The organism is Archangium primigenium (genome assembly GCF_016904885.1).
Taxonomy (GTDB): domain Bacteria; phylum Myxococcota; class Myxococcia; order Myxococcales; family Myxococcaceae; genus Cystobacter; species Cystobacter primigenius.
Genome location: NZ_JADWYI010000001.1, coordinates 4528606 through 4552446 on the forward strand (window position 1 = coordinate 4528606; position 23841 = coordinate 4552446).

Annotated in this window: 21 protein-coding genes; 16 read left to right on the forward strand and 5 right to left on the reverse strand. The window is 71.5% G+C overall.

What is annotated here, in order from left to right:
- Genes I3V78_RS18870 through I3V78_RS18880 form a run of 3 tightly spaced genes read left to right on the forward strand, consistent with a single transcriptional unit; the run spans position 1 to position 3385 of the window.
- Positions 1 to 891: a polyprenyl synthetase family protein gene (locus tag I3V78_RS18870; RefSeq protein WP_204489862.1), complete on the forward strand. Its 891-nt coding sequence runs from the start codon at positions 1 to 3 to the stop codon at positions 889 to 891.
- Positions 888 to 2648, forward strand: coding sequence for a 1-deoxy-D-xylulose-5-phosphate synthase (locus tag I3V78_RS18875; RefSeq protein WP_204489863.1), 1761 nt, complete (start codon positions 888 to 890; stop codon positions 2646 to 2648). The genes I3V78_RS18870 and I3V78_RS18875 overlap by 4 nt, the downstream gene beginning before the upstream one ends.
- Complete coding sequence (locus I3V78_RS18880) at positions 2645 to 3385, forward strand: TlyA family RNA methyltransferase (RefSeq protein ID WP_204489864.1); 741 nt, start codon at positions 2645 to 2647, stop codon at positions 3383 to 3385. Before I3V78_RS18875 ends, I3V78_RS18880 begins: the two co-directional genes overlap by 4 nt.
- Positions 3386 to 3392: 7 nt before the next feature.
- On the opposite strand, the gene I3V78_RS18885 is transcribed toward I3V78_RS18880, so the two are convergent.
- Positions 3393 to 4034, reverse strand: a complete 642-nt coding sequence (locus I3V78_RS18885) for an HAD hydrolase-like protein (protein WP_338023659.1) — start codon at positions 4032 to 4034, stop codon at positions 3393 to 3395.
- Positions 4035 to 4161: 127 nt separating this feature from the next.
- Here I3V78_RS18885 and I3V78_RS18890 point away from each other — a divergent pair, with 127 nt between their 5' ends.
- Entirely contained in the window at positions 4162 to 4914 is a 753-nt protein-coding gene (locus tag I3V78_RS18890; RefSeq protein WP_204489866.1) for a hypothetical protein, read from the forward strand.
- An 18-nt stretch (positions 4915 to 4932) separates the two neighbouring features.
- On the opposite strand, the gene I3V78_RS18895 is transcribed toward I3V78_RS18890, so the two are convergent.
- Positions 4933 to 6528: a hypothetical protein gene (locus I3V78_RS18895; protein WP_204489867.1), complete on the reverse strand. Its 1596-nt coding sequence runs from the start codon at positions 6526 to 6528 to the stop codon at positions 4933 to 4935.
- 52 nt (positions 6529 to 6580) lie between these two features.
- A complete protein-coding gene (locus tag I3V78_RS18900; RefSeq protein ID WP_239576486.1) occupies positions 6581 to 9610 on the reverse strand; it encodes an ATP-binding protein in 3030 nt (1009 codons plus the stop codon).
- A gap of 315 nt (positions 9611 to 9925) precedes the next feature.
- On the opposite strand from I3V78_RS18900, the gene I3V78_RS18905 reads away from it, so the two are divergent.
- The 9 genes from I3V78_RS18905 (at position 9926) to I3V78_RS18945 (ending at position 18776) form a co-directional block, all read left to right on the forward strand.
- On the forward strand, positions 9926 to 12418 hold the full coding sequence (locus tag I3V78_RS18905) for an ATP-binding protein (protein ID WP_204489868.1): 2493 nt from the start codon (positions 9926 to 9928) through the stop codon (positions 12416 to 12418).
- A gap of 15 nt (positions 12419 to 12433) precedes the next feature.
- Positions 12434 to 14314: a tetratricopeptide repeat protein gene (locus I3V78_RS18910; RefSeq protein WP_239576487.1), complete on the forward strand. Its 1881-nt coding sequence runs from the start codon at positions 12434 to 12436 to the stop codon at positions 14312 to 14314.
- A gap of 14 nt (positions 14315 to 14328) precedes the next feature.
- The gene (locus I3V78_RS18915) at positions 14329 to 15165 is read left to right on the forward strand and encodes an alpha/beta hydrolase (RefSeq protein WP_204496701.1); all 837 of its coding nucleotides are present in this window, start codon (positions 14329 to 14331) and stop codon (positions 15163 to 15165) included.
- Positions 15166 to 15227: 62 nt separating this feature from the next.
- On the forward strand, positions 15228 to 15572 hold the full coding sequence (gene bacN / locus I3V78_RS18920; protein WP_204489869.1) for a bactofilin BacN: 345 nt from the start codon (positions 15228 to 15230) through the stop codon (positions 15570 to 15572).
- A 64-nt stretch (positions 15573 to 15636) separates the two neighbouring features.
- Complete coding sequence (locus I3V78_RS18925; protein WP_095982384.1) at positions 15637 to 15963, forward strand: bactofilin family protein; 327 nt, start codon at positions 15637 to 15639, stop codon at positions 15961 to 15963.
- Positions 15964 to 15966: 3 nt separating this feature from the next.
- The gene (locus tag I3V78_RS18930) at positions 15967 to 16677 is read left to right on the forward strand and encodes a bactofilin family protein (RefSeq protein WP_204489870.1); all 711 of its coding nucleotides are present in this window, start codon (positions 15967 to 15969) and stop codon (positions 16675 to 16677) included.
- Between the two features lie 66 nt (positions 16678 to 16743).
- The gene (locus I3V78_RS18935; RefSeq protein WP_204489871.1) at positions 16744 to 17583 is read left to right on the forward strand and encodes a ParB/RepB/Spo0J family partition protein; all 840 of its coding nucleotides are present in this window, start codon (positions 16744 to 16746) and stop codon (positions 17581 to 17583) included.
- Positions 17584 to 17586: 3 nt separating this feature from the next.
- The gene (gene pyrE, locus I3V78_RS18940; protein WP_204489872.1) at positions 17587 to 18150 is read left to right on the forward strand and encodes an orotate phosphoribosyltransferase; all 564 of its coding nucleotides are present in this window, start codon (positions 17587 to 17589) and stop codon (positions 18148 to 18150) included.
- Complete coding sequence (locus I3V78_RS18945) at positions 18147 to 18776, forward strand: hypothetical protein (RefSeq protein ID WP_204489873.1); 630 nt, start codon at positions 18147 to 18149, stop codon at positions 18774 to 18776. Before pyrE ends, I3V78_RS18945 begins: the two co-directional genes overlap by 4 nt.
- Position 18777: 1 nt before the next feature.
- On the opposite strand, the gene I3V78_RS18950 is transcribed toward I3V78_RS18945, so the two are convergent.
- Together I3V78_RS18950 and nadB are read right to left on the reverse strand one after the other, a co-directional pair.
- Entirely contained in the window at positions 18778 to 19371 is a 594-nt protein-coding gene (locus tag I3V78_RS18950; protein ID WP_204489874.1) for an LOG family protein, read from the reverse strand.
- 7 nt (positions 19372 to 19378) lie between these two features.
- The gene (nadB, locus tag I3V78_RS18955) at positions 19379 to 20965 is read right to left on the reverse strand and encodes an L-aspartate oxidase (RefSeq protein ID WP_204489875.1); all 1587 of its coding nucleotides are present in this window, start codon (positions 20963 to 20965) and stop codon (positions 19379 to 19381) included.
- 87 nt (positions 20966 to 21052) lie between these two features.
- On the opposite strand from nadB, the gene I3V78_RS18960 reads away from it, so the two are divergent.
- The 3 genes from I3V78_RS18960 to pgsA are packed head-to-tail and all read left to right on the forward strand — an operon-like array spanning position 21053 to position 23839.
- Positions 21053 to 21742 (forward strand): lytic transglycosylase domain-containing protein, encoded by a 690-nt coding sequence (locus I3V78_RS18960; RefSeq protein ID WP_204489876.1) that lies wholly within the window; start codon positions 21053 to 21055, stop codon positions 21740 to 21742.
- Positions 21696 to 23138, forward strand: coding sequence for a tetratricopeptide repeat protein (locus I3V78_RS18965; protein WP_204489877.1), 1443 nt, complete (start codon positions 21696 to 21698; stop codon positions 23136 to 23138). The genes I3V78_RS18960 and I3V78_RS18965 overlap by 47 nt, the downstream gene beginning before the upstream one ends.
- 11 nt (positions 23139 to 23149) lie before the next feature.
- Complete coding sequence (gene pgsA / locus I3V78_RS18970) at positions 23150 to 23839, forward strand: CDP-diacylglycerol--glycerol-3-phosphate 3-phosphatidyltransferase (RefSeq protein WP_204489878.1); 690 nt, start codon at positions 23150 to 23152, stop codon at positions 23837 to 23839.
- Positions 23840 to 23841: the final 2 nt, after the last annotated feature.

A 23841-nucleotide genomic window follows, 5' to 3' on the forward strand; every position in this document is an offset into this window, starting at 1 on the left:
ATGATTTCTTTCAATCTGGACGCCTACCTGAACGCGCAGCAGCAGCGCGTGGAAGCCCTGCTGCTCTCGCGCACCGAGGAAGTCGCCGCCCACGTGCCCCCGCGCCTGCTCGAGGCCATGCGCTACTCGCTGCTGGCGGGCGGCAAGCGGCTGCGGCCGGTGCTGTGCCTGGGCTTCGCCGAGGCCGTGCTCAAGCAGAGCACCGTGTCGCGCGTGGTGGAGGACTGCGCGTGCGCGCTCGAGTACATCCACACCTACTCGCTCGTGCATGACGACCTGCCGGCCATGGATGACGACGACCTGCGCCGGGGCCGCCCCACCAACCACAAGGTCTACGGCGAGGCCATTGCCATCCTCACCGGCGACTCGTTGCTCACCGACGCCTTCGCCCTGGTGGCCGGAGGTCCCGAGCCGGTGCGGGCCGCGCTCTGCCGCGAGCTCGCCGCGGGCTCGGGCTCGTGGGGCATGGTGGCCGGGCAGATGCTGGACATCGCCGAGGATCGCCCCGCCCACATCGACTACCTCACGCGCATGCACCGGCTGAAGACCGGCGCGCTCATCCGCGCCGCGTGCCGCATGGGCGTGCTCGCGGCCGGCGGCGGAGAGGACGCGCTGCGCCGCGCGGACACCTACGGGGACGCGGTAGGGCTCGCCTTCCAGATCGCCGATGACGTGCTGGACGTCACGGGGGATGCGTCCTCGCTCGGCAAGCCCGTGGGCGCGGATGCCGCCGCGGGGCGCTTCACCTTCCCCGCGGTGCTGGGGCTCGAGGAGTCCCGTCAGCTCGCGGCGCGCAAGGTGGCCGAGGCCATCGACGCGGTGGCGCCCCTGGAGGGCAAGGACGGTCCGCTGGCGGCGCTCGCGCGCTACTCGGTGGAGCGCACCTCGTGACGGAGCGGCTCCTGCCGCGCATCCAGTCGCCCCAGGACGTCCGGGCGCTGCCCGAGTCCGAGCTGCCCCGCCTGTGCGAGGAGCTGCGCGAGGACATCGTCTCCGTGTGTGGCCGCGTGGGCGGCCATCTCGGGGCCTCGCTCGGCGCGGTGGAGCTCATCGTCGCCCTGCACCGCGTCTTCCACACGCCCGAGGACGCGCTCGTCTTCGACGTGGGGCACCAGACGTACGCCCACAAGCTGCTCACCGGGCGGCGCGAGCGCATGGACTCGCTGCGCCAGGCGGGGGGCATCGCGCCCTTCCTGGATCCGCGCGAGAGCCCCTACGACGCCCTGGCCGCCGGTCACGCCAGCACCGCCGTCTCCGCGGGGCTCGGCATGCTCCAGGGCCGGCGCCTGCGCGGCCTGCCCGGCCACGTGGTGGCGGTGGTGGGCGACGGCTCGCTCACCGGAGGGCTCACCTTCGAGGGGCTCAACAACACGGGGGGCACGCACCTGCCGCTCGTGGTGCTGCTCAACGACAACCAGATGTCCATCTCGGCCAACGTGGGCGCCATTCCCGCCCTGTTGCGCACGCCCGAGACCCGGGGCTTCTTCGAGGGCCTGGGCTTCGCCTACCTCGGGCCCGTGGACGGACATGACCTGGGCACGCTCCTGCGGGTGCTCGGCGAGGCGCGGGCCTCGTCCCGGCCCGTGGTGGTGCACGCGCTCACCCAGAAGGGCCGGGGCTTTCCCCCGGCCGAGGAGGATCTGCGCACGCGCGGCCACGCCATGGGGCCCTACGAGTGGCGGGACGGCAAGCTCGTGCGCTCGCGCGGCGGCCACCGCACCTTCAGCGAGGCCTTCGCCAGCGAGCTGGACACGCTCATGGCCCGCGACGCCCGCGTGGTGGTGGTGACGCCCGCCATGCTGGAGGGCAGCGCGCTGGTGGCCTTGCAGCGGCGCTACCCCGAGCGCGTCTTCGACGTGGGCATCGCCGAGCAGCACGCCGTCACCTTCTGCGCCGGACTGGCCGCCACGGGGCTCCGGCCGGTGTGCGCCATCTACTCCACCTTCCTGCAGCGCGCGTACGATCAGATCATCCACGACGTGTGCCTGCCCGGGCTGCCGGTGCTCTTCGCCGTGGATCGCGCGGGGCTCGTCGGCGCGGATGGCGCCACGCACCAGGGCGCCTACGACGTGGCCTCGCTGCGGCCCGTTCCCGGGCTCGCCCTCCTGGCGCCGGTGACGGGGGAGGATCTGCCGGGGATGATCGCCACCGCCCTGGCCCTGGACGGCCCCAGCCTCATCCGGTTTCCCCGGGGCACGCTGCCCGAGTCCCTGCCCGAGTCGCTCGGGGCCTCGCACGAGCGGGTGACGGGCGCGCGCTGGGTGAAGCGGGCGCCCCGGGCCCGCCTGACGTTCATCACCCTCGGGCCCTTCGCCCTGTCGGCCTGGGAGGCCGCCGCGGAGGAGCCGGACTGGAGCGTGCTGGACGCGCGGGTCGTGTCCCCGCTGGACGAAGCGGCGGTGTTGGAGGCCGCCGCGTGCGGCCATCTGGTGGTGGCCGAGGAGGGGACGACGCACGGAGGCCTGGGCGGCGCGGTGCTGGAGCTGCTCGCGGCGCGGCGGGTGTCCGCCCGGGTGACGTTGCTGGGCCTGCCGGACACCTTCGTGCCGCACGGCGACGCGCGCGTCCAACGGGCCGAGCTGGGCCTGGACGCCGCGGGGTTCCGCCAGGCGGCCCTGGCGCTGCTCGCCGAGGAGCGGGCCTCATGAAGCCGCGCAAGGAACGGCTCGACGTGCTCGTGGTCGAGCGGGGGCTCGCCGAGTCGCGCACCAAGGCCCAGGCGCTCATCCTCGCCGGCCAGGTGGTGGTGGGGGACCAGCGGGTGGACAAGCCCGGCTCGCTGGTGGCGGTGGAGGCGGAGCTGCGGCTCAAGGGCGAGGTCCTCCCGTACGTGTCCCGAGGCGGCTTGAAGCTCAAGGCCGCCATCGAGCGCTTCGGCCTGGACATGCGCGGCCGGGTGGCGGCGGACATCGGCGCGAGCACCGGGGGCTTCACCGACTGCCTCTTGCAGGAGGGCGCCGTGCGGGTGCATGCCATCGACGTGGGCTACGGCCAGCTCCACGAGAAGATGCGCACGGACCCGCGCGTGCGCTCGCGCGAGCGCGTCAACGCCCGCTACCTCACGGCCGAGGATCTGCCCGAGCCCGTGGACGTGGTGGTCATCGACGTGAGCTTCATCTCCCTCACGCAGGTGCTCCCCGCGGTGCTGCCCTTCATCAAGGCCGGGGGCTTGCTGGTGGCGCTGGTGAAGCCGCAGTTCGAGGTAGGCCCGGACCGGGTGGGCAAGGGCGGCGTGGTGCGGGACGTGGCCGCGCGCCAGGAGGCCATCGACGCCGTGTCCGCCTTCGTGCGCGCCCAGGGGCTCGCCGTGCGGGGCATCATGGACTCCACCGTCCCGGGCCCCGCGGGCAACGTCGAGGCCCTGCTCGTCGCCGACAAGGCCTGAGGCCCGCTCACGCGGCCAGGCGCTCCAGGCACGCGGGCAGCTCCGCCGGGTGCTCCACGAGCGCATCCGGTCCGGCCCGCTCGAGCAGCGCGGGGGCGTCATACCCCCACCGCACGGCGATGACCCTCACGCCCGCTTCCTTGCAGGCCTCCACGTCCCGGCACTCGTCGCCCACGTAGACGAGCTCCTCGCGCGACAGCCCGTCGCGCTTCATCAGGCCGCGCAAGAGCCGGGCCTTGCCGAACACGCGGTTGCTGCTGTGGATGCCGGCCACCCAGTCCGCGAGCCCATGCCGCTCGAGGACGGCGCGGATGTTCGCCTCGTCGTTGGTGGACAGGATGCTCAAGCGCAGCCCCCGCTCGCGCAGCCGCTGGAGCACCTCGACGATGCCCTCGTGCAGGGCGAGTTCGTGGACGACACCGCGGTAGTCCTTGAGCACCCGGGTCACCAGCCCCGGCAGGCGCAGCGGCGACACCCCCATGCGCGTGCACCGCTCGCGCAGGGACAGGCCGCGGAGCTCCTCCAACTGCTCGGCCTTCAGGAGGGCATACCCCTCGCGCTCGGCGATCGTGTTGTAGATGCGGATGGCGACCGCGCGTGAGTCGACCAGCGTTCCGTCGAAATCGAACACCACATTCGTCACCCCCACTTCATCTCTCCTGGGCCCATGGGCCATCCACTGTAGGGGCGCCATCATCCGCGGGGAAGGCACCCCGCACGCACCGCCGGGGCGTGATTACCATGGGCCCGTCCTCTTCACGTCCCGAGGTCCCTCCATGAAAGCCCGACTCCTGGCCTTGTTCTCCGCCGTGCTGTGCTCCGTCCCGGCCTGGGCCGCAGAGCCCGCGATGAACCGGAAGGTGGACCTGGACGGGGATGGCAAGCCCGAGGCCGTCACCCTCAAATGGCACGAGGACAAGGGCTCCTTCACGCTCCAGGTGGGCGGCGCCACCTTCGCCTCGCCGGAGACCGGACTTCAGGGCGGCGCCCTGGACGTCGTGGATCTCTTGGAGGGGGGCGACAAGTGGAAGGAGGTGGCCGTGTCGTCCGGCTTCACCGATGGCGACAAGCGCATCTTCCTCTTCGGCTTCGACGGCAAGGCGATCAAGCCCCTGGGCGAGGTCCATTCCCTGGGCGAGGTGAAGGGCAACGGCATCGTCCTGTCGCAGATCTGGATGGGCTTCTGGAACCGCACGGAGAAGTACGCGCTGGACCGCAAGACGTGGTCGGTGCGGCGCGTGCCCCAGCCCCTCTACTACGTGGGCAAGCTGGCCCGGGTGAAGCAGAGCTTTCCGCTCGCCCACAGCCGCGAGGACACGACGGCGATCGCCAACCTGGCGCCCGGAACGACCATCGAGGTGCTGGCCGCGTCGGTGCCCGAGCGCGGTGGCGAGCCGGTGCACTACCTCATCAAGTCCGCCACGGGATTGCTCGGGTGGACGGGGCAGGGGCCCTTGACGACCCAGACCGAGGGGCTTCCCTTCGCGGGGCCCTCGCCGGTCGTCGATGGCTCCCCGTCCACCCGGTGAGGCGAGGGGCGGGGGGGCTCAGGGCTTCTCGCGCAGCTGCCGGTAGCGCGCGAGCGGCAGCGGCTTGACGAGCTTGCGGCCCACGCGCATCCAGAGCGCCCCCGAGTCGTCCACCGCGCCGTAGAGGCTGTCGCCCTGCACCTGGTAGCGGAAGAGGAGGCCCTTCTCCGCTTCCTCCGTGGCCATGATCTCCACGGGGTAGGGGTCCGGCGTCGCGTCCGTGCCGATGGCGCTGTTGAACTGGTAGAAGGCGTTGCCCGGACCCGGCTGGACGAAGCGCGCCACCAGCGCGCCGTTGGGCTTGAGGGACGCCTGATCCTTGTTCACGACCCCGCCCTGGGTGGCCTTGTTGCCCGGCAGGTTGCGCACGTCGAGGAACCAGGTCTGGTTCGCGTTGACGACGGCCAGGCGCGCGTTGTTGTTGTAGGGAATCAACGCGGCCGGGGGGCCCTGCAGCACCTGGGTGGTGATCCACAAGCGGGTCCCCGGCTCGGAGGCCACGCACGGCTTGGACTTGCCCAGAGCGCACGCCCGGACGACGGCCGAGTCCCCCTGCTGCGTGCCCAGGTACAGCACCGAGCCCGTGTCGTCGAACGCCGTCCAGAAGGGCGCGTCGAGCGACAGGGCGTCCATCGTGTAGGTCGCGGTGAGCTTGCCGGACTTGTACTCCAGCACGGCGACCAGGACGTTGGTGGCGTTGACGTCGTCGTCCTTGATGGGCACCACGATGGTGCCCGTGCTGAGGCCTCCCGTGCGGACCATGGGCTCGCCGGCGATGGTGCCGGGCAGGAAGTTCTCGTCCCCCGTGATGGTCGAGCGCCAGAGTTCTGTGCCCGCGGGGCTGACGAGCTGCATCTGCACGACGTCGTAGATGAGGGCGCTGCCGTCGGGACCCACCACGACGTTCTTGATCGCCCCCTTGTAGGAGTAGGCGCGGGAGAAGTCCGACTTGATGGCGAGCACGCCCTGGTCCCGCGTCCACACCCAGCGCAGGCCCGTGAGCGCGGGCTTGCGGTCCGTGATGAGCGTGGTCGCGTCACACGGGAAGTCCAGCTCCAGGGGCGTCGGGTTGTTGGGGTCGCTCTTCTTCACCCGGTAGAGCACCCCGACGTTGCCCTGCATGGCGCAGCCGATGAAGGTCACGTCGTTGCCCGTGCCCTCGGCGACGAAGTAGGGCGGGAGCACCTGAGAGGTGCTGGAGGAGGGCTCCACGACCTCCTCCACGGGGAAGAACGTGGCCAGCTGCGCCTGGGAGAAGTTGGTGCGGCCATCCGCGCAGGTCACGGTCGCGCTCAGGGACAGGGGCGCCGAGATGCCCTTGCGGTAGGACAGCTCGTCCGTGCTCAGCGTCACCTGGGTGGGCGTGCTCGTGTAGGGCACCGCCTTGATGGACCGGCCGTCGTCGAAGATCTCCAGCCGCTGCACCTGATCGCAGCCGGAGGTGCTGACCGCGAACTTGAAGCGGGTGCCCACGGTGTTCGTCTCCGCGAGCTGGAGCGAGACCTGGGGAGGCTCCGGGACGGTGATGGGCGGGGGGGTGTTGCACGCGAGCGCGACCCCGGTCAGCAGCAGGGCCGGGGCATGGATGGCCCAGGAGAAGGTTCGAGAGGACATGGTGGGGTCCACTCTAGGTCAGGAGCCCCCGCTCCTGTCAGGGCTCGCCGCGTCAGCGTCCGTGCGGCAGCCGGACCATGAACGTGGTGCCTCGCTGGGCGTTCGACCGCACACCGACCGTGCCACCGTGGGCCTGGGCGATCTGATCCACGATGAAGAGCCCCAGGCCAATGCTCCGGCCCGTCTTGTCCACGCCCCGCGCGCCCCGCTGCAGGGGCTCGAAGAGCAGGGGCAGCAGCTCCGGGGGAATGGGCTCGCCCTGGTTGTGCACCGTCAGCAGGGCGGCGTCCGCGTCCCGGCCGATGTGGACGCGCACCTCGCTGCCCGGGGTGCCGTACTTCACCGCGTTGGTCACCAGGTTGACGACCATCTGGGCGATGCGATCCCCGTCCCACTCGCCCATGAGCATCTCCCCCGCCTCGAAGGCGATGGCCCGATCGGGATGGGCGAGCTTCACCTCCTCCACGGCATGCCAGACGATGTCCTCGAGGGCGGCCGGGGCCCGCTCCACCCGCAGGCCGCCGCCCAGCCGGGCCTGCGTGAAGTCGAGCAGGTCGCGGATCATCCGGTTGGTGCGCTCGGCGCTGGACTGGATGCGGGCAATCACCTTGGTGAGCTTCTCGTCGAGGTCCACCCGGCGCAGCAGCAGCTGCGTGGACATGAGGATGGCGGAGATGGGGCTGCGCAGGTCGTGGCTGACGATGCCGATGAGCTGCTGCTCGAGCTTGACGCGATCGTCGGCGGCGCGCTCGCGCGCGGTGCGCTCGCGGGCGAGCCGGATGGCGCTGTCGATGCGGGCCAGCAGCTCCGGCGCGCTGAAGGGCTTGACCATGTAGTCATCCGCGCCGGCCTGGAGCCCCTCGATGCGGGCCTCGGGTCCCGCGCGCGCGGACAGCAGGATGAAGGGCACGGACTGCGTCCTGGGATCGGCGCGCAGTTTCTCGAGCAGGCCGAAGCCATCCAGCCGCGGCATCATCACGTCGCTCAGGATGAGGTCGGGGGCGAACTCCACCACCGCCTCGTACGCGGCTTCGCCGTCGGCCACGGTCCGCACGTCGTTGGCGCGCTCGAGCAGGGACTTGATGTAGCCGCGCATGTCCGCGTTGTCGTCGGCGACGAGGATGGTGGGCCGGGTGAGTTGTGGCATCGCCACGGCCTCCTGGGTCGAGCGCGCGTCCCGCGGCAGCGGCGCCGCGCCCGGGGCGGCAGGGGGCACGGCCGCGGGTGCATCGGGCAGCCAGCGCAGGGCCTCCTCCACGAAGGCCGACGTCATGGTGGGCGCGGTGGGGGGCTTCACCGCGCCGATGAGCGAGGGCTCCAGGTGGGCATGGCCCAGCGGCACCTCGACATGGAAGGAGCTGCCCTCGCCCTCCACGCTCTGCACCCAGAAGGAGCCCCCCTGCAGCTTCACGAGCTCCTGGATCAACGCGAGCCCGATGCCGGTGCCCTCGTAGGTCCGGCCCCGGGTGCTCTCCACGCGGTGGAAGCGCTCGAACAGTCGGGGCAGCTCGGACTCGGGGATGCCCGAGCCGGTGTCGCGCACCGTGAGCCGCACGCGCTGGGACAGTCGCGTGAGCCGGACCTCCACCTCGCCCTGGAGGGTGAACTTGAAGGCGTTGGAGATGAGGTTGAGGACGATCTTCTCCCAGAAGTCCGGGTCCACGTAGACCGGCTCCGGCAGGGAGGGCACGGTGATGATGTAGCGCAGCCCGGCGCGCGTCATCGCGGACTCGAACGCGCTGGCCAGGTCCACCGTGAGGCGCGAGAGATCCGTGGGCCGGTAGGTGGCCTTCACCCGGCCCGCCTCGATCCGGGAGAAGTCCAACAGGGAGTTGACGAGCTTGAGCAGACGCGAGCCGTTGCGCAGGATGAGTTGCTGGCGCTGGGACTGACCCGGGCTGAGGGGGTCGGCGTCGTCCGTGAGCGAGTCCTCCAGCGGGCCGAGCATCAACGTGAGCGGCGTGCGGAACTCGTGGGACACGTTGGAGAAGAAGGTCGTCTTGGCGCGATCCAGCTCGGCGAGCGCCGCGGCGCGCTTCTGCTCCTCCTCGTAGGCGCGCACGCTGGTGACCGCGTTGGTGAACGTGGTCTCCAGCATCTCGTAGAAGGTCTGGTACGGCGCGTCCAACGCCCGCCGCACGCTGACGCCCGCCACCAGGCAGCCCGTGGGGGCCGGGGCACCCACCGGATGGATGGGCAGGAGCATCGCCGTGTGCGGCGGCTCCTCGTGCGGGCCACACGTCCAGGCGGAGAAGCGCTTGCCGAGCTCCATCAGCCGCTCCCGCTGGCGGTTCTCGCGCACGTGGTCCACGGGCCAGACGGGCATGGCGCCGGGCCCCAGGTCGAGGCGCTCGGGGCAGGCCACGCTGCCCGGCACGAGCCCCGTGCTCCCCAGGAGCTGGGCGTGGGTGCCCGCCTCGTCGAACTGGTAGAGCAGGAGGAAGGGCAGGTCGGACGCCAGCTCGGTGCCCACCTGGGTGAGCCGCTCGCCCAGCTCCGGCATGGAGCGCGCATTGCCCAGCCGGGCGGCCAGGTGTTGCAGCGCCTGGGTCCGGCGGGCGCTGAGCATCCGGTCGGTCGTCTCGGTGATGGGGTGGAAGAGCCCGCCGACCTTGCCCGACTCATCCCGGATGGGACTGAACGAGAAGGTCATGAAGGCCTCCTCGAGGTAGCCATGGCGGTCGAGCACCATGGGCAGGTTCTCCAGGTAGGAGCCGGTGCCCGCCTGGGCCCGGTCCACCACGAAGCCCACCGCGGGCAGCGCCGAGGCCCAGCACTCGTTGAAGGCCTGGCCCATGGAGTGCGGATGCTTTGCACCGCAAATGGGTCGGTAGGTGTCGTTGTAGATCTGGATGCGCTCGGGGCCCCAGGCGATGAGGATGGGGAAGGTGGAGGACAGACAGAGGCTCACCGTGGTGCGGAGACTCTGGGGCCAGCGCTCGACGGGACCGAGGGGGGTGCGCGACCAGTCCATGGAGCGGATGAGCGCGCCCATCTCGCCTCCGCCCAGGAGCCAGTCCATGCCGTGTCCGACGGGGCTCTCCTGCTGCTTCGCTTTCTCCTCGGACGCCGGGACGGTCATGTCCCGGCATCATAACGGGGCGCCGCGCTCCGGGTGCGCGAGACGCGTGGCTCCGTGAGGTAGGCTGGCGCGGGCCCACCCCGAAAGTAGGGCGGTGGGCGAGCGGGAGGAGAACCAACTTGTCGGACGGGTCCGGGATGCCCGCACGGAGAGCGGGGGAAAGAGCCAGAACGACCCCATGGACGTCGGACAGGCTGGCCCCCAAAGCACTTCGACGGCATGATTCGGGCCGCGCATGATGGCTGACGCTTCGTGGGAACATCTCCAGTCGATTCACACGCTTGGATCGCGGGTCCGGACTTTGGGAGGAACGCCTTGAGGGCGGAGCTCGCGGGGTCGCGCGGTTGCGTGCTGGTGATCGGCGCGCGCGAGGCCAATCAGGTGCTGCTCGCCCACCTGTCGCACGTGGGCTACCAGTGGGTACTCACCGAGGATCTCCAGGAGCTGACGCGCCTGGCGGAGTCGGCCCGGCCGGACGCCGTGCTGGTGTCGGCCACTGGCAAGAAGGCCCTCGAGGCGCTCGAGGCCGTGCGCCGCGAGCCCCTGCTGCGTGAACTGCGCGTGCTGGCGGACCTGACGCGCTCGCGCTCGGAGTCCCTGCGCAAGCTGCCCGCGGACGACTGGGTGCGCAGCCTGGAGGAGCTCTCCACGCGGCTGGACTCCGCGCTGCGCGAGCGGCGGCTGATGGAGCGCACGCGCAACCGCATGCAGCGGCTGTTGGAGATCACCCAGGCCGCCACGAGCTCGCTCGAGCTGGAGGAGATCCTCCGGCTCGCGGTGGAGAAGGTGGGCGCGGTCATCAACGCGGACCGCTGCTCGGTGGTGCTGGTGGAGGACGGCAACGCGACCTCGGTGACCGTGGTGGCGACCATGGAGAGCCCGGGCCTGTCGCTGGACATGGACCTGGCGCGCTATCCCGAGCTGCGCCGCGCCCTGGAGACGCGCAAGCAGGTGCTGGTGGAGGAGGCGCAGGAGGATCCGCTCATGGCCGAGGTGCGCCCGGCCATCACCTCGCTCGGGGTGCGCTCCATCCTCGTGCAGCCCCTGGTGTGCCATGACGAGCTGCTCGGCGCGCTCTTCCTGCGCATCTCCCACGGCTCGGAGGGCTTCAACCGCGACGAGCAGGAGTTCGCCCAGGCGGTGGGCGCGGCGCTGGCCAACTGCATCCGCAACGCGCGCATGCACACCGCGCTCAAGAGGAAGCGCGACGAGTTGGAGCTCGCGTACGTGGAGCGCTACCGCGAGCTGTCCGAGGCCAACCGTCGGCTCAAGGATCTCAACCGGCTCAAGGACGAGATCATCGCCGTGTGCAGCCATGATCTGCGCGCGCCCCTGCAGGTGCTGCTGGGCCATGGCCGGCTGCTGCTGGAAGGCGAGCTGGACGCGCTGCAGAAGCAGTCGGCCGAGGCGATGATCCGCCAGGGCCGGAAGATCCTCAGCCTGGTGGAGTCGCTGCTGGAGCGGGGCAAGGGCGACGTGGCGCGCCTGTCCATCGAGCCGCGCGTGCTGGACATCTCGGTCCTGTGCAAGGAGAGCGTCACGGAGTTGGAGATCCTCGCCGCCGAGCGGGGCGTGTCGCTGCGCGCGGATGCCACCGAGCGCATGATGCTCATCGGCGACGAGCTCAAGCTGCACGAGGTGCTGCAGAACCTCATCACCAACGCCATCCACCACGCGAAGGACGCGGGTCAGGTGGTGGTGCGCACCTCGCGGCTGGCGCGGCCGGACGGCGACGTGGCGCGCATCGTGGTGCAGGACGACGGCAAGGGCATTCCCCCGGAGGAGCTGCCCCTGGTGTTCGACCGCTACCGCAGCGGCGCCAAGGCGGGGGGCGGCACGGGCCTGGGTCTGGCCATCTGCAAGGAGTTCGTGGAGCTGCACGGCGGGGAGATCTGGGCCGAGGCTCCGCCGGAGGGGGGCGCCGCCTTCATCTTCACCCTGCCGCTGGCGCAGGAAGTCAGCCGCGCCGTGCAGAACCTGCCCAACAAGGACACGACCGAGCAGCCACGGGTCCTGGTGGTGGAGGACGAGCCGGAGATCGCCGCGGTGCTGGTGGAGGTGCTGCGCTCGCGCTACCGCGTGGACGTGGCGCGCGATGGCGCCGAGGGTCTGGCGCGGGCCCGCTCGGGCAAGCCGGACCTGGTGGTGATGGACGTGTTCCTGCCCAAGCTCGACGGCCTGGATGCCGCCGTGGCCCTCAAGTCCTCCTCGGACACGGCGGGCATTCCCGTCATCCTGCTCTCGGCCCACCAGGGCGTGGCCGACAAGGTGCGCGCGCTCAACCTCGGGGCCGTGGACTACATGAGCAAGCCCTTCAACGCGATGGAGCTGCTCGTGCGCACCGAGCGCGCCCTCAAGCTCAAGAAGGCCGAGCCGGAGCTGGAGCGCACCTCGTCCGTCACGCGCCGCAGCGGCAACGATCCCATCACCGGCCTCTATGATCGTCGCGGCCTGCTCCTGCGCCTGGAGCACGAGGTGAGCCGGGGCCGACGCTACAGCCGACCGGTGAGCCTCGCGGTGCTCCGCCCGGATCGCCCCGTGATGGACGAGGCCCTGCTCGGCCTGCCGGACGTGATGCGCGCGCGCCTGCGCACCCAGGATCTGCTCGGCCACCTGGGCGACGGGGTGCTCGGTGTCATCCTGCCGGAGTGCAATGTTGAAGCGGCACGCAACGCCATCAGCCGGCTGCTGCCGGATGTCGAGAAGAAGACGGGCATGGACTACCGCTCGGCGGTGGCGGACGTGAGCCACGACAGCGAGTCGGCGGACCGCATCCTGGAGCGACTGGGCGCTCCGGGACGGGCGTGAAATCGTAGTAGAGTCATGGGTGTGCGTCCCTCGCGACTTCACACCCGCGCCGTGCCGCTGCTGGTCCTTCTCGGATGGGCGGCGACCGCGATGTCCGCGCCGCGCCGGGCCCCGGTGGACCGCACGGCGATGCGCGAGGCCATCGCCGCGGCTGCGGTGACGGACAAGCAGGTCTCTCCCGCCAGCTACGCGCACGACCTGAGGGCGCAGCTGCTCAGCCTGGAGGGCAGGCACCACGAGGCGGCGGATGCGCTGCGCCTGGCCCTGGCCACGGACGAGGGCAACCCCTACCTGCTCACGCACCTGGGCGAGGAGTACTCGCTGGTGGGGGACCTGGTGCGCGCCGAGGCGGAGCTGCGGCGGGTGGTGGCGCTGCATCCCCGCTACTACCCGGGCCGCATGGTGCTCGCGCGCGTGTTGTTGGAGGCGCGGCGGCCCGCGCGCGCCGAGGTCCAGCTGCGGCAGGCCATCCGGCTCAAGCCGCGCGAGCCCCAGGCCTATCTGCTGCTCGCGCAGCTCCACCTGGACGCGCGGGCCCACGCCCAGGCGGTGCTCGTGGTGGAGCAGCTCGCCCGGGCCCTGCCGGGGGAGATCTCGGGCTATCGCCAGCTGGGACTGGCCCTGGCGGAGCGCGGAGACGCGGAGCGGGCCCGGCGGATGCTGTCGCGGGCCCTGGAGCGGGATCCCGGGGACGTGGAGTCCCTGAACGTGCTCGCGCGGCTGCACGAGAAGGCGGGCGCGCTGAAGGAGGCCGAGGACGCGCTCGCCCGGGCCCTGGAGCGGGACCCGGACAACGCGGCGATGCTGGAGTCGGCGGGCCGGCTCGCCCTGCGCGGCGGCTCCTCGGTGCGGGCGCGCGCGTACTTCGACCGGCTGCTCGCCCAGGCGGGCGACTCGGACCTGGCGGTGCGGGTGGCGCTGGTGTTCCTGTCCGCGCATGACAGCGACGCCGCCCTGGCGGTGCTGGACGCGGCCCGGGAGGGCAGGGGAGGCTCGGCCCGCCTGTCCTTCTCCGCGGGCCTCGTCCACGAGCGGATGCGGCACTTCGCCCGGGCGGCCGCCGCCTACGCGGAGGTGCCGGACACCGCGTCGCTCGCCTCCGACGCCCGCTCCCGGGAGGGCATCTGCCTGTCCCAGGCGGGAGAACACGCGCGGGCCCTGGCCCTGCTGCGGGCGTCCCTGGCCGAGCGTCCGGGGGACACCGAGCGGGAGATCCAACTGGCCCGGGCCCTGGAGCGCGCGGGGGAGTCCGAGCCGGCCCTGACCCTGTTGCGCGAGGCGAACGCGCGCGGGGCCCAGCCAGAGCTGCTGGAGGCGCTCGCCGGGACGCTCAAGCGGCTGGGCCGCGCCGAGCAGGCCCTGGACGTGCTGCGCGAGGCGGTCTCGCGCACGCCCCGGGATCCCGCGCCGCGCTACGTGCTCGCCACGGTGCTGTTGGAGCAGGGGGACGAGGCGGGCGCGCTCACCTGGATGCGCAGCGTGCTGCGGATGGAGCCGGATCACCCCGCGGCGCTCAACTTCATCGGGTACCTGCTGGCCCAACGGGGCCGGGACTTCGCCGAGGCGGAGCGCCTGGTGCGGCGCGCGCTGGCGCTGCGTCCGGACACGGGCTCCTTCCTCGACTCCCTGGGGTGGATCCACTACCGGCGGGGGGACTACGCGCGCGCGGTGCAGGCCCTGGCGCGCGCGGCGGAGCTGGAGCCCGAGGAGCCCGTCATCCTCGAGCACCTGGGTGACGCCTACCAGCGCGCCGCGCGTCCGGACGAGGCGGCGGGGGCCTGGAGGCGCGCGCTGGAGGTGCTCGCGCGCACGCCCGAGGCGGCCGAGCCTCGGGATCAGCGCACGCTCATCGAGCGGAAGCTAAAGATGCTACCCACGGGTGCTCCGGGTCGCTAATGTCCTCGGTCGCCATGGCGCGCTTCGACGAGGGCTTCTTCACCAGCAGGGATGGGCTGCGGCTGTACTGGATGTCCGAGCGGCCCGAGCAGCCTCGCGCGCACGTGGTGTTCGTGCACGGCTATGGCGACCACACGGGCCGCTACCGCCCGACCTTCCAGGCGCTCACGGCCCAGGGCTTCGCGGTGCACGCGCTCGACTACCGGGGCCATGGCCGCGCGGACGGACGCCGCGGCTACTGCGCCACGTGGCCCGACTACCTGGATGACTTGAGCGCGTTCTGGGAGCGCGTGCGCTCCACCACCGAGGGCGGCAAGCTCTTCCTCATGGGCCACAGCCACGGCGCGCTCATGTCCGTGCACCTGCGGGCGCGCGGCGGGCTCGAGGGGCTCAGCGGCCTGGTGCTCTCCTCTCCCTACTTCAAGCTCGCCCTCACGCCGCCCAAGGTGAAGCTGCTGGCGGCGCGGCTGCTCGCGCGCGTGGTGCCCTGGGCGCCCATCCCCACGGAGCTCACCCCCGAGCAGCTCAGCCGGGACGAGGCCGTGCAGCGCGAGGCACGTCAGGACCCGCTCTACAATCGGATCGCGACCCCGCGCTGGTTCATCGAGTCCACCCAGGCGCAGGAGAAGGTGCTCGCGCTCGCGCCGAGCCTGCAACTGCCCCTGTTCCTCTTCACCGGGGCGGAGGACGGCGTGGCCAAGGTGGAGAACGGCCGGGCCTTCTTCGACGCCGTGGGCGCTCGCGACAAGGTGTACAAATCCTATCCTGGCATGCGCCACGAGCCGCTCAACGAGCTGGGCAAGGAGCAGGTCTTCCAGGACGTCTCTAACTGGATCTCCGAACATCTCTGACGTAGGTTGGACTCTCACCGCACGCGTTTTCGATGGGCGAGGGCACCTCCGAGGGGCACCGCATGGCACAGGGCGATCAGACGGGCATCATCGGCAAGGGCATCATCATCCGGGGCAATCTGACCGGGGGTGGGGATCTCATCATCGAGGGACGGGTGGAGGGGCAGATCGCCCTGAAGAACCACCTGACCATCGAGGGCACCGGCAAGGTGCAGGCGGACATCCGCGCCGAGGAGCTGACCATCAACGGCGAGGCGAGTGGCAACATCGACGCGTCGGGCCGGGTGGCCATCAACGCGTCGGCGAAGGTCGCCGGGGACATCAAGGCCCCGCGCGTGGTCATCGAGGATGGGGCGGTGTTCAACGGCTCCATCGAGATGGACGTGAAGCTGCCGGACGATATCTAGGCCGGACGACATCTAAACGGGCTTCACGGCCCGCAGCACGCCTCGGGAGGGGTGGACACGACTCATGGCGAATACGGTCATCGGTTCGAGCATTGTCATCGATGGGGAAATCTCCGGCGACGAGGATCTCGTCATCCAGGGGACGGTGAAGGGCAAGATCTCTCTGCGCGAGAGCCTCTACGTCGAGGGCAGTGGCGTGGTGGAGGCCGACATCGAGACGCAGAACGTAGAGATCGCGGGCCGCGTCACCGGCAACATCGCGGCCACCGACAAGGTGGAGCTCAAGACGGACTGCCGCGTGGTGGGTGACATCAAGGCCCCGCGCATCCTCATCGCCGACGGCGCCTCGTTCAAGGGCAACGTCGACATGGACATCCCGAAGGAGCGCTGATCCTTGGCCACCGTGAAGGAACTGGCCTCCGGGGCCGTGGACAACACCGTGGTGGGCCAATCCATCCTCATCAGCGGTCGGCTGACGGGTGATGAGGACTTGACCGTGCGCGGTCGGGTGGAGGGTGAGCTCACGCTCAGCCGCACCCTGATCGTCGAGCCCACGGGCGTGGTGAAGGCGAACGTGGCGGTGAGAAACGCCATCATCAGCGGCGTGGTGGTGGGCAACATCAACGCCACCGAGAGCGTGGAGCTCACCCGCGAGGGCCGCATGGTGGGCGACATCCACGCCCCGCGCGTCATCATCGTGGACGGCGCGAGCTTCCGCGGCCGCGTGGACATGGGCGAGGTCGAGCCGGGCCGGGTGCCCGCCGAGCGCCCCGCGCTGCCCCGGCCGGCGGCCGTGACGCGGCCCACGGTGCGTCCGGGGGCCAACGTGCCCGCGCGCCCCGCGCTGCCCGCCACGCGCCCGGCGGCTCCGGTCGCGCCGCCCGCGCGCCCCACCGCCGCCGCTCCGGCGCGCCCGACGCCCCCCGCGGCGCCGAGCACGCCCGCGACGCGTCCGGCCCCGCCGCCTCCTCCGGCGCCCCCCGCGGCCCGTGCCGCGGAGCCCACGCGTCCCGAGCCGCCCCGGCCTCCTTCCGCCGCACCGCTGCCGCCCACGGTGGCCGAGGGTGCCCGGAAGAAGGTCGTGGTGAAGAAGAAGGGCCGCTAGCGCGGCGCCAGGCGTCGGGCGAGGGTGCCCGGCGCCGGGCCCACCCCGGGGTGCCGAGTGAACGCCATGAACGCCGAGAACAAAGCCGATGAGGTGAACGGCGAGCCCAGCCCCCAGGCGGAGCCGCCGTCCGGAGAGGCCGCGGACGTCCCGTCCGGTGCGCCCGCAGAGTCCGTTCCGGCGGAGCCGCCCGCCCCCGCGGAGGCCCCCGTGGCCGCCGCGAGCGAACCCGCGCCCGTGGTCTCCCCCGAGCCCGTGCCCGTCCCCGTGGTCTCCCCCGAGCCCGTGCCCGTTCCCCGGCGCGGTCACGTGGCGCCCGCCCACATTCCCCTGGAGCGCATCGACGAGGACACGTCCTTGCAGATCCGTCCCGTGGGCGAATTGACCGCGCTGGCCACGGATCTGGCGCGCCTGGGACAGTTGTCCCCCGTGGACGTGCGCTTCAAGCCCCCGGATCGCTTCCAGATCATCTCCGGGTTCCGGCGTGTGGCGGCGCTGCGCTTCCTCAAGCGCGACCGCGTCCTCGCCCGCCTGCACACGGACCTGTCCGACGAGGACGCGCTGCTCATGGCGCTCGCCTCCGCCATCCATGCCTCGCCGGTGGACCGGGAGGACCTGGAGGCCCAGCGCGCGAAGCTCGAGGCCGAGGGCCGGCTGACGCCCATCGCCCGGGACATGCTGGACAAGGCGCTGGCCACGGATGACGCCCTGGCGCCCGAGACGGTGGAGGAGGAGGTCGACGCGGACGAGCTCGCCGTGGAGGCCACCCAACGCCTGGTGGACATCAATCAGGACCTGGCCCTGCTGGCCGACGTGTTCTCGGACCTCGACGAGACGCGCAAGCAGGAATTGCTCACCCAGCTGCGCTACTCCTCGGACCTGGTGGCGTGGCTGGAAAGACTGTGATCCATGACCACGGCGTCGTCTGACAGGGATCGGTTGTTGCGGCTGCTCACCGAGCGCTCCTTCGAGCGGCGCACGGTGATGCTCTCGTCGGGCAAGGAGTCGGATTTCTACATCGACTGCAAGCGCACGGCGCTGCTCGCCGAGGGGCACTACCTCATCGGCCGGCTGCTGCTCGAGGCCGTGCGCCGCGAGGCCCCCACGGCCGTGGCGGTGGGCGGCCTCACGCTGGGGGCGGATCCGCTCGCCTCGGCGGTGAGCCTCACGAGCTATCTGGACCAGACGCCCCTGCACGCCTTCATCGTGCGCAAGGAGCCCAAGGGGCATGGCACGGGCCAGTGGATCGAGGGCATGAAGGCCCTGGCTCCCGGCGCGCCGGTGGCCATCCTCGAGGACGTGGTGACCACGGGCGCCTCCACGCTCAAGGCGATCGAGCGGGCCCGGCTCGAGGGGCTCACGGTGCTGGGCGCCTTCGCCCTGGTGGATCGCTTGGAGGGTGGACGCGAGGCGGTCGAGGCGTCCGGGCACCGGCTGTTCACGCTGTTCACCCGCGAGGATTTCATTCCATGAGGACGCGGTTGGGGCTCGGGGCGCTGCTGCTGGCGCTCTCGGGCTGTGTCTCCACGCCGCCCTGGGTGGGAGAGTCCGCGCCCGTGCTCCGCAACGAGCTGCAGGAGCAGACGTACCGGGACATCCTGGCGCGCTACACGGACGGCGGGGAGATCTACAAGGGCTTCGACTCCGTGCTCTTCGCCACGGCGACCCTGCAGACGCCGGCCTTCCGCGAGGCGCGGCTCCAGCGCCAGGCGCTCTTCAAGGCGCTGCCCGTGGAGGAGGTGCCCGCGCGGCTCGCGCAGGAGCTGGCGCAGGCGGGTGACACGCACGAGTTCTTCCTCGGCGTGCACGTCTACGACTACCACTACGACGACTTCGATCGGCCCTCGTCCATCTGGAACGTGGAGCTCGTCACCTCCACGGGCGCGGTCCGCCCGGTGAGCGTGGAGCGCGTGGGCCGGGCGGACATGGAGATGCGCGCGTACTACCCCGCCACGGGCGTGTTCTGGGTGGGCTACCGCGTGCGCTTCCCCACGCTGCTCGCGGACGGCAAGCTCGTCATTCCCCCCGGCACGGAGCGCGTGGTGCTGCGACTGGCGTCCTCGCTCGGCCGGGTGGAGATGCGCGTGTTCGCGCACTGACTCAGCGCTGGTCGGGCCGCAAGACGGGCTGCTCGGGCGTGAGGGGCTGCCCGGCGACCAGCAGCCGCTCCAGCAGGGCCACGGGCGAGGTGTCGTGCACGAAGGGCTGGGCGCGCGCCTCCGGCACGAAGCCCTCGTCCACCGCGCGCCGCATGAGCGTGAGCAGCGGGCCGTAGAAGTCCGCCACGTTGAGCAGGCCGATGGGCTTGTGGTGCAGGCCGAGCTGCGCCCAGGTGGTGATCTCGAACAGCTCCTCGAAGGTCCCCACGCCGCCGGGCAGGGCGATGAAGGCATCGGCGCGCGCGGCCATCATCGCCTTGCGCGTGTGCAGGGAGTCCACCAGGTGCAGCTCGGTGAGCCCCGGGTGGGCGATCTCCCGGGAGCGCAGCGCCTCGGGCAGCACGCCCACCACCGGGCCCCCCCCGGCGAGCGCCGCGTCCGCCACCGCGCCCATCAGGCCCACGTTCGCGCCGCCGTAGACGAGCGTGAGCCCGCGCCGGGCGATCTCCGCGCCCAGCACGCGCGCGGTCTCGAGGTACTCGGGTCGCTGGCCCGGACGCGAGCCGCAGAAGACACAGACGGAGCGGAGGGTCATGGAGTCCTCACAGGGCGCGGCGGACCACGGTGTCCTGGCGGGCGTGGTCGTCCAGGCCCGGGTAGTCGAGCGTGGAGTGCAGGCCGCGGCTCTCCTTGCGGCGGCTGGCGCAGTCGACGATGAGCGTGGCCACCTCGCAGATGTTGCGCAGCTCGATCACGTCCTGGGTCACCTTGAAGCGCCAGTAGTAGTCGCGGATCTCCTCGCGCAGCAGCTCCAGCCGGCGGCGCGCGCGCATCAGGCGCTTGTCCGTGCGGACGATGCCCACGTAGTTCCACATGAGGCGGCGGATCTCGTCCCAGTTGTGGGTGACGACGACGCTCTCGTCCGAGGCCACCGCGCTGCCCTCGTCCCAGTCCGGCGGATCCTCCGGGGGCGAGGACAGGCTGCGCACCTCCTCGGCGCACGCCGCGGCGGCGCGGTGGCCGAAGACGAGCCCCTCCAGGAGCGAGTTGGACGCGAGCCGGTTGGCCCCGTGCAGGCCGGTATGGGCGACCTCGCCGATGGCGAAGAGGCCGGGCAGGGTGGTGCGCCCGTGCAGATCCGTCACCACGCCGCCGCACATGTAGTGGGCCGCGGGCACCACGGGGATGGGCTGCACGGCCATGTCGATGTTGAAGGCCTTGCAGGTGGCGTAGATGTTGGGGAAGCGCTCCATGAGGTAGGCGCGGCCCAGGTGCGTCATGTCCAGGTAGACGCAGTCGTCGCCCGTGCGCTTGAGCTCCGCGTCGATGGCGAGCGCCACCACGTCGCGCGGCGCCAGCTCCCCCAGGCGATGGTAGCGGTCCATGAACGGCGCCCCCCCGCGCAGCCGCAGCTTGCCGCCCTCGCCCCGGAGCGCCTCGCTGATGAGGAAGCTCTTGGCCTCGGGGTGGAAGAGGCACGTGGGGTGGAACTGGTAGAACTCCATGTTGGCCACCGCGGCGCCCGCCCGGTGGGCCATGGCCACGCCGTCCCCCGTGGCCACGTCCGGGTTGGAGGTGTACAGGTACACCTTGCCCGCGCCCCCCGTGGCCAGCACCGTGCTCTTGCCCAGGAAGCTCTCGATGCGGCCAGACGGCATGAGCGCGTACACGCCCAGGCAGCGGCCCGGCGCCCCCGGCGCCTTGCGCCGATCGAGGATGAGATCGATCGCGGCGGTGTTGGGAAAGAAGGTGATGTTCGGCTGGGCGGCACACGCGCCCAGCAGCGCGCGCTGCACCTCGCGGCCGGTGATGTCACCGGAGTGGACGATGCGGCGCTCGGAGTGGCCGCCCTCGCGCGTCAGGTCGAACTCCCCGCTCGCGCGCCGGTTGAAGTCCGCCCCCAGCGTCACGAGCTCCCGGATGCGCTCGGGCCCCTCGCGCACCGTCACCTCCACCGCGTCCAGGTGGTTGAGGCCGGCGCCCGCCTCCAGGGTGTCCCGGATGTGGGCCTCGAACGAGTCCGTGGGGGACAACACACTCGCGATTCCACCCTGGGCGTACGCGGTGTTGCTCTCCTGGGGCTCCCGCTTGCACAGCACGGCCACGGAGCCGTGACGGGCCGCCTGGAGGGCGAAGGAGAGACCCGCCACACCACTGCCCAGGACGAGGAAGTCGAAGCGATGGGGCATGTGTGACAGCCTTACTGGCTGTAAGTACTGGAAACAAGGCGATTTCTTGAGGACTTTCAGGCGCGGGACTAAGGTTGCATGGCCGCCATGCGTGTCCTCTCATTCCCGCTCCTGTTCGCCGTGCTGCTCGCGCCCCTGGGCGCCTGGGCCGAGGGTGGTATCTACCGGTACGTGGAGAAGGACGGCACCATCGTCTACACGAACGTGCCGCCGCCGGGCTCCAAGAAGGCGAGCAAGCTCAAGGGCACCTTCTCCGCGGCGCCCCCGCCGAGTGCCCCGGCCCGTGGCCGCTCGCGCACGCCCCCGGAGCTGGAGTCGCACATCGTCGCCGCCGCGGCGCGCTACCGGATTCCCTCCGCGCTGGTGCGCGCCATCATGCACGCGGAGAGCAACTTCAATACGAACGCCCTGTCCAACAAGGGCGCCAGCGGGCTCATGCAGCTCATGCCCGCCACGGCCTCGGAGATGTACGTCCGGGACATCTTCGACAGCCGGGACAACATCGAGGGCGGCGTGCGCTACCTGCGCGTGCTGGCCAACCTCTTCGAGGGCGACATGGTGAAGATGGTGGCCGCGTACAACGCGGGCCCCGACGCCGTGCGCAAGTACGGGGGCCAGGTGCCTCCCTACGCGGAGACCCAGGCCTACGTGCGCAAGGTGCTCCAGCTCTACACCCATTACAAAGAGCGCGAGCGGCTCACGAAGGACGAGCCCCGCGAGACGGATTCCGATGGCGACGACGCGCGTGACGGGGCGGGGGCCGAAGAGCCCCGTTGACGAGGAGTTCCTCAAGCAGCTCTACCAGGGCGGGGAGATGCTCGCCCAGGGCCTGCTGAACGAGGCCCGGGTCCTGCTCGAGCGGGCCCACCAGCTCCAGCCCAGGAACGAGAAGGGCCGCAACCTGCTGGGCCTGGCCTACTTCAAGCTGGGCCACTTCGATCGGGCCGCCGAGGTCTACGAGGCGCTCGTGCGCGACAACCCCGTGGACGCCACCCTGCGCGTCAACCTGGGGCTCGTGTACCTCAAGACCAACGCCCTGCAGCGCGCCATGCGCGAGTTCGAGGCGGCCACGGATCTGCAGCCGGATCACAAGAAGGCGCACAACTACCTGGGGCTCGCGCTCGCCCAGGCGGGGGAGTACGGCCGGGCCCGGCACCACTTCCTGCAATCGGGCAACGCCGCGCTCGCGGAGAAGATGGCCAAGGCCATCGCGGGCGAGCGCGTGCCCAAGCCGTCGCGGCCCGCGCTGGCGCCGTCCTCGCGCCGCGAGACGCCCCCGGGCGAGGGCCAGTGGGGCGCGCAGTTCGGCCTGGACGAGATGCCGGCCGCCTCCGCCCCGCCCCCGGACCCGTCCGATTCAGAGGAGTTGCGCTTCGACGAGGAAGGGGACGAGGACGCGGTGGAAGCGGCGCCCCCGCCTCCCCCCCGGCCTCCGCCCGCGCCCGTGCCGCCGGCCCCGCCCCCGCCGGAATCGGTCCTGGACACCGCCGCGCCGGAGTTGCCCCGGCGGGCCCCGGCGCCCCGGCCCGCTCGGGACATCCCCCTGCTGACGGACCTGACGCCCGCGCTGGCGCTCGCGGGGGCCAACCCCGCGCACCGCTTCCGCCTGGGTCCGGGCAGCTTCTCGGTGTTCGTGGAGGGCGAGCTGCTCACGCGCCTGGAGGGGCTGGTGGCCTTCAGTGGCCAGCTCGAGTTCGAGCCGGAGCGCAAGCGCTTCCGGGGGCGCGCCACGGACGAGCCCTTCGGCGACGGCGCGGGCCAGTTCACGCGCGTGAGCGGCCGGGGCGTGCTCTTCCTCGAGTCCCCCGAGGCCCACTCGTTCCTGGGGGTGGACCTGGGGGACGCGGGCGTCTACGTGCGCGAGGAGTGCGTCTTCGCGTTCGAGGAAGTGGTGGCGTTCGAGAACGGCAAGATGCCCTCCACCGTCGCGCCGGACCTGGCGCTGGTCTACCTGCGGGGGCAGGGCCGGGTGGTGCTGGCCTTCCAGGGGGCGTTGCGCTCGGTGGCGGTGAGCGCGGAGTTCCCCGTGACGGTGCCCATGGACCACCTGGTGGGGTGGCAGGGCCGGGTCACCCCCGAGGTCGTCCCCCTGCCGGGCGCGGCGTCCGCCTCGAGCGTCGCCGTGCAACTGAGCGGTGAAGGATTTGCCCTCATTACCTTGCCAGTCCGATAGAAAGCGGCGTCATGGATCGAGCGGCACACAGGCGGCAGAAGAAGGAGGAGCGGGTGCGGGAACGGGCCCGCAAGCGGGCCAACCGCAAGCCCAGCGTGCTCGTGCAGGAGTTCTGGAACCTGCCCAACATCCTGACGCTCGGGCGCATCCTGCTCATCCCGCTGTTCGTGTGGCTGCTCTACGCGGCGGATCCGCTCTCGTCGCTCCTGGCGGCGGCGGTGTTCGCCGTGGCCTCCATCACGGACGTGGTGGACGGCTACCTGGCGCGCCGCTGGAACCTCATCACCGTGGTGGGCAAGTTCATGGATCCCCTGGCCGACAAGCTCATCGCCATGGCGGCCCTGGTGATGATGGTGCGGCTGGGGCGCATCTCCGCCTGGATCGTGGTCGTGCTGCTCGCGCGCGAGTTCATCATCAGCGGCCTGCGCACCATCGCGGCCAACGAGGGCATGGTCATCGCCGCGGGGCAGGAGGGCAAGTGGAAGACGTCCCTGCAACTCGTGGGCATCATCTCGCTGTGCGTGCACTACGAGCACACGGTGGACTGGCTCATCTACGCGTCGCCCGTGGACTTCAACAAGGTGGGCCAGGTGCTCGTCTACCTCTCGGCGGCCTTCTCCGTGTGGAGCGCCGTGGTCTACTTCCGCGCCTTCCTGTCGATGCTCGCGCGGCGGGGTGGTGGGGATGAACAGAAGGCTTGACG

Bases quoted from the DNA above. Each gene is read 5' to 3' on its own strand.
- I3V78_RS18915 (WP_204496701.1), top strand. From the start codon at position 14,329: ATGGCGCGCTTCGACGAGGGCTTCTTCACCAGCAGGGATGGGCTGCGG.
- I3V78_RS18965 (WP_204489877.1), top strand. From the start codon at position 21,696: ATGGCGACGACGCGCGTGACGGGGCGGGGGCCGAAGAGCCCCGTTGAC.
- I3V78_RS18960 (WP_204489876.1), top strand. From the start codon at position 21,053: ATGCGTGTCCTCTCATTCCCGCTCCTGTTCGCCGTGCTGCTCGCGCCC.
- I3V78_RS18890 (WP_204489866.1), top strand. From the start codon at position 4,162: ATGAAAGCCCGACTCCTGGCCTTGTTCTCCGCCGTGCTGTGCTCCGTC.
- I3V78_RS18900 (WP_239576486.1), bottom strand. From the start codon at position 9,610: ATGACCGTCCCGGCGTCCGAGGAGAAAGCGAAGCAGCAGGAGAGCCCC.
- nadB (WP_204489875.1), bottom strand. From the start codon at position 20,965: ATGCCCCATCGCTTCGACTTCCTCGTCCTGGGCAGTGGTGTGGCGGGT.
- I3V78_RS18910 (WP_239576487.1), top strand. From the start codon at position 12,434: ATGGGTGTGCGTCCCTCGCGACTTCACACCCGCGCCGTGCCGCTGCTG.
- I3V78_RS18950 (WP_204489874.1), bottom strand. From the start codon at position 19,371: ATGACCCTCCGCTCCGTCTGTGTCTTCTGCGGCTCGCGTCCGGGCCAG.
- pyrE (WP_204489872.1), top strand. From the start codon at position 17,587: ATGACCACGGCGTCGTCTGACAGGGATCGGTTGTTGCGGCTGCTCACC.
- I3V78_RS18925 (WP_095982384.1), top strand. From the start codon at position 15,637: ATGGCGAATACGGTCATCGGTTCGAGCATTGTCATCGATGGGGAAATC.
- I3V78_RS18870 (WP_204489862.1), top strand. From the start codon at position 1: ATGATTTCTTTCAATCTGGACGCCTACCTGAACGCGCAGCAGCAGCGC.
- bacN (WP_204489869.1), top strand. From the start codon at position 15,228: ATGGCACAGGGCGATCAGACGGGCATCATCGGCAAGGGCATCATCATC.
- pgsA (WP_204489878.1), top strand. From the start codon at position 23,150: ATGGATCGAGCGGCACACAGGCGGCAGAAGAAGGAGGAGCGGGTGCGG.
- I3V78_RS18880 (WP_204489864.1), top strand. From the start codon at position 2,645: ATGAAGCCGCGCAAGGAACGGCTCGACGTGCTCGTGGTCGAGCGGGGG.
- I3V78_RS18945 (WP_204489873.1), top strand. From the start codon at position 18,147: ATGAGGACGCGGTTGGGGCTCGGGGCGCTGCTGCTGGCGCTCTCGGGC.
- I3V78_RS18895 (WP_204489867.1), bottom strand. From the start codon at position 6,528: ATGTCCTCTCGAACCTTCTCCTGGGCCATCCATGCCCCGGCCCTGCTG.
- I3V78_RS18935 (WP_204489871.1), top strand. From the start codon at position 16,744: ATGAACGCCGAGAACAAAGCCGATGAGGTGAACGGCGAGCCCAGCCCC.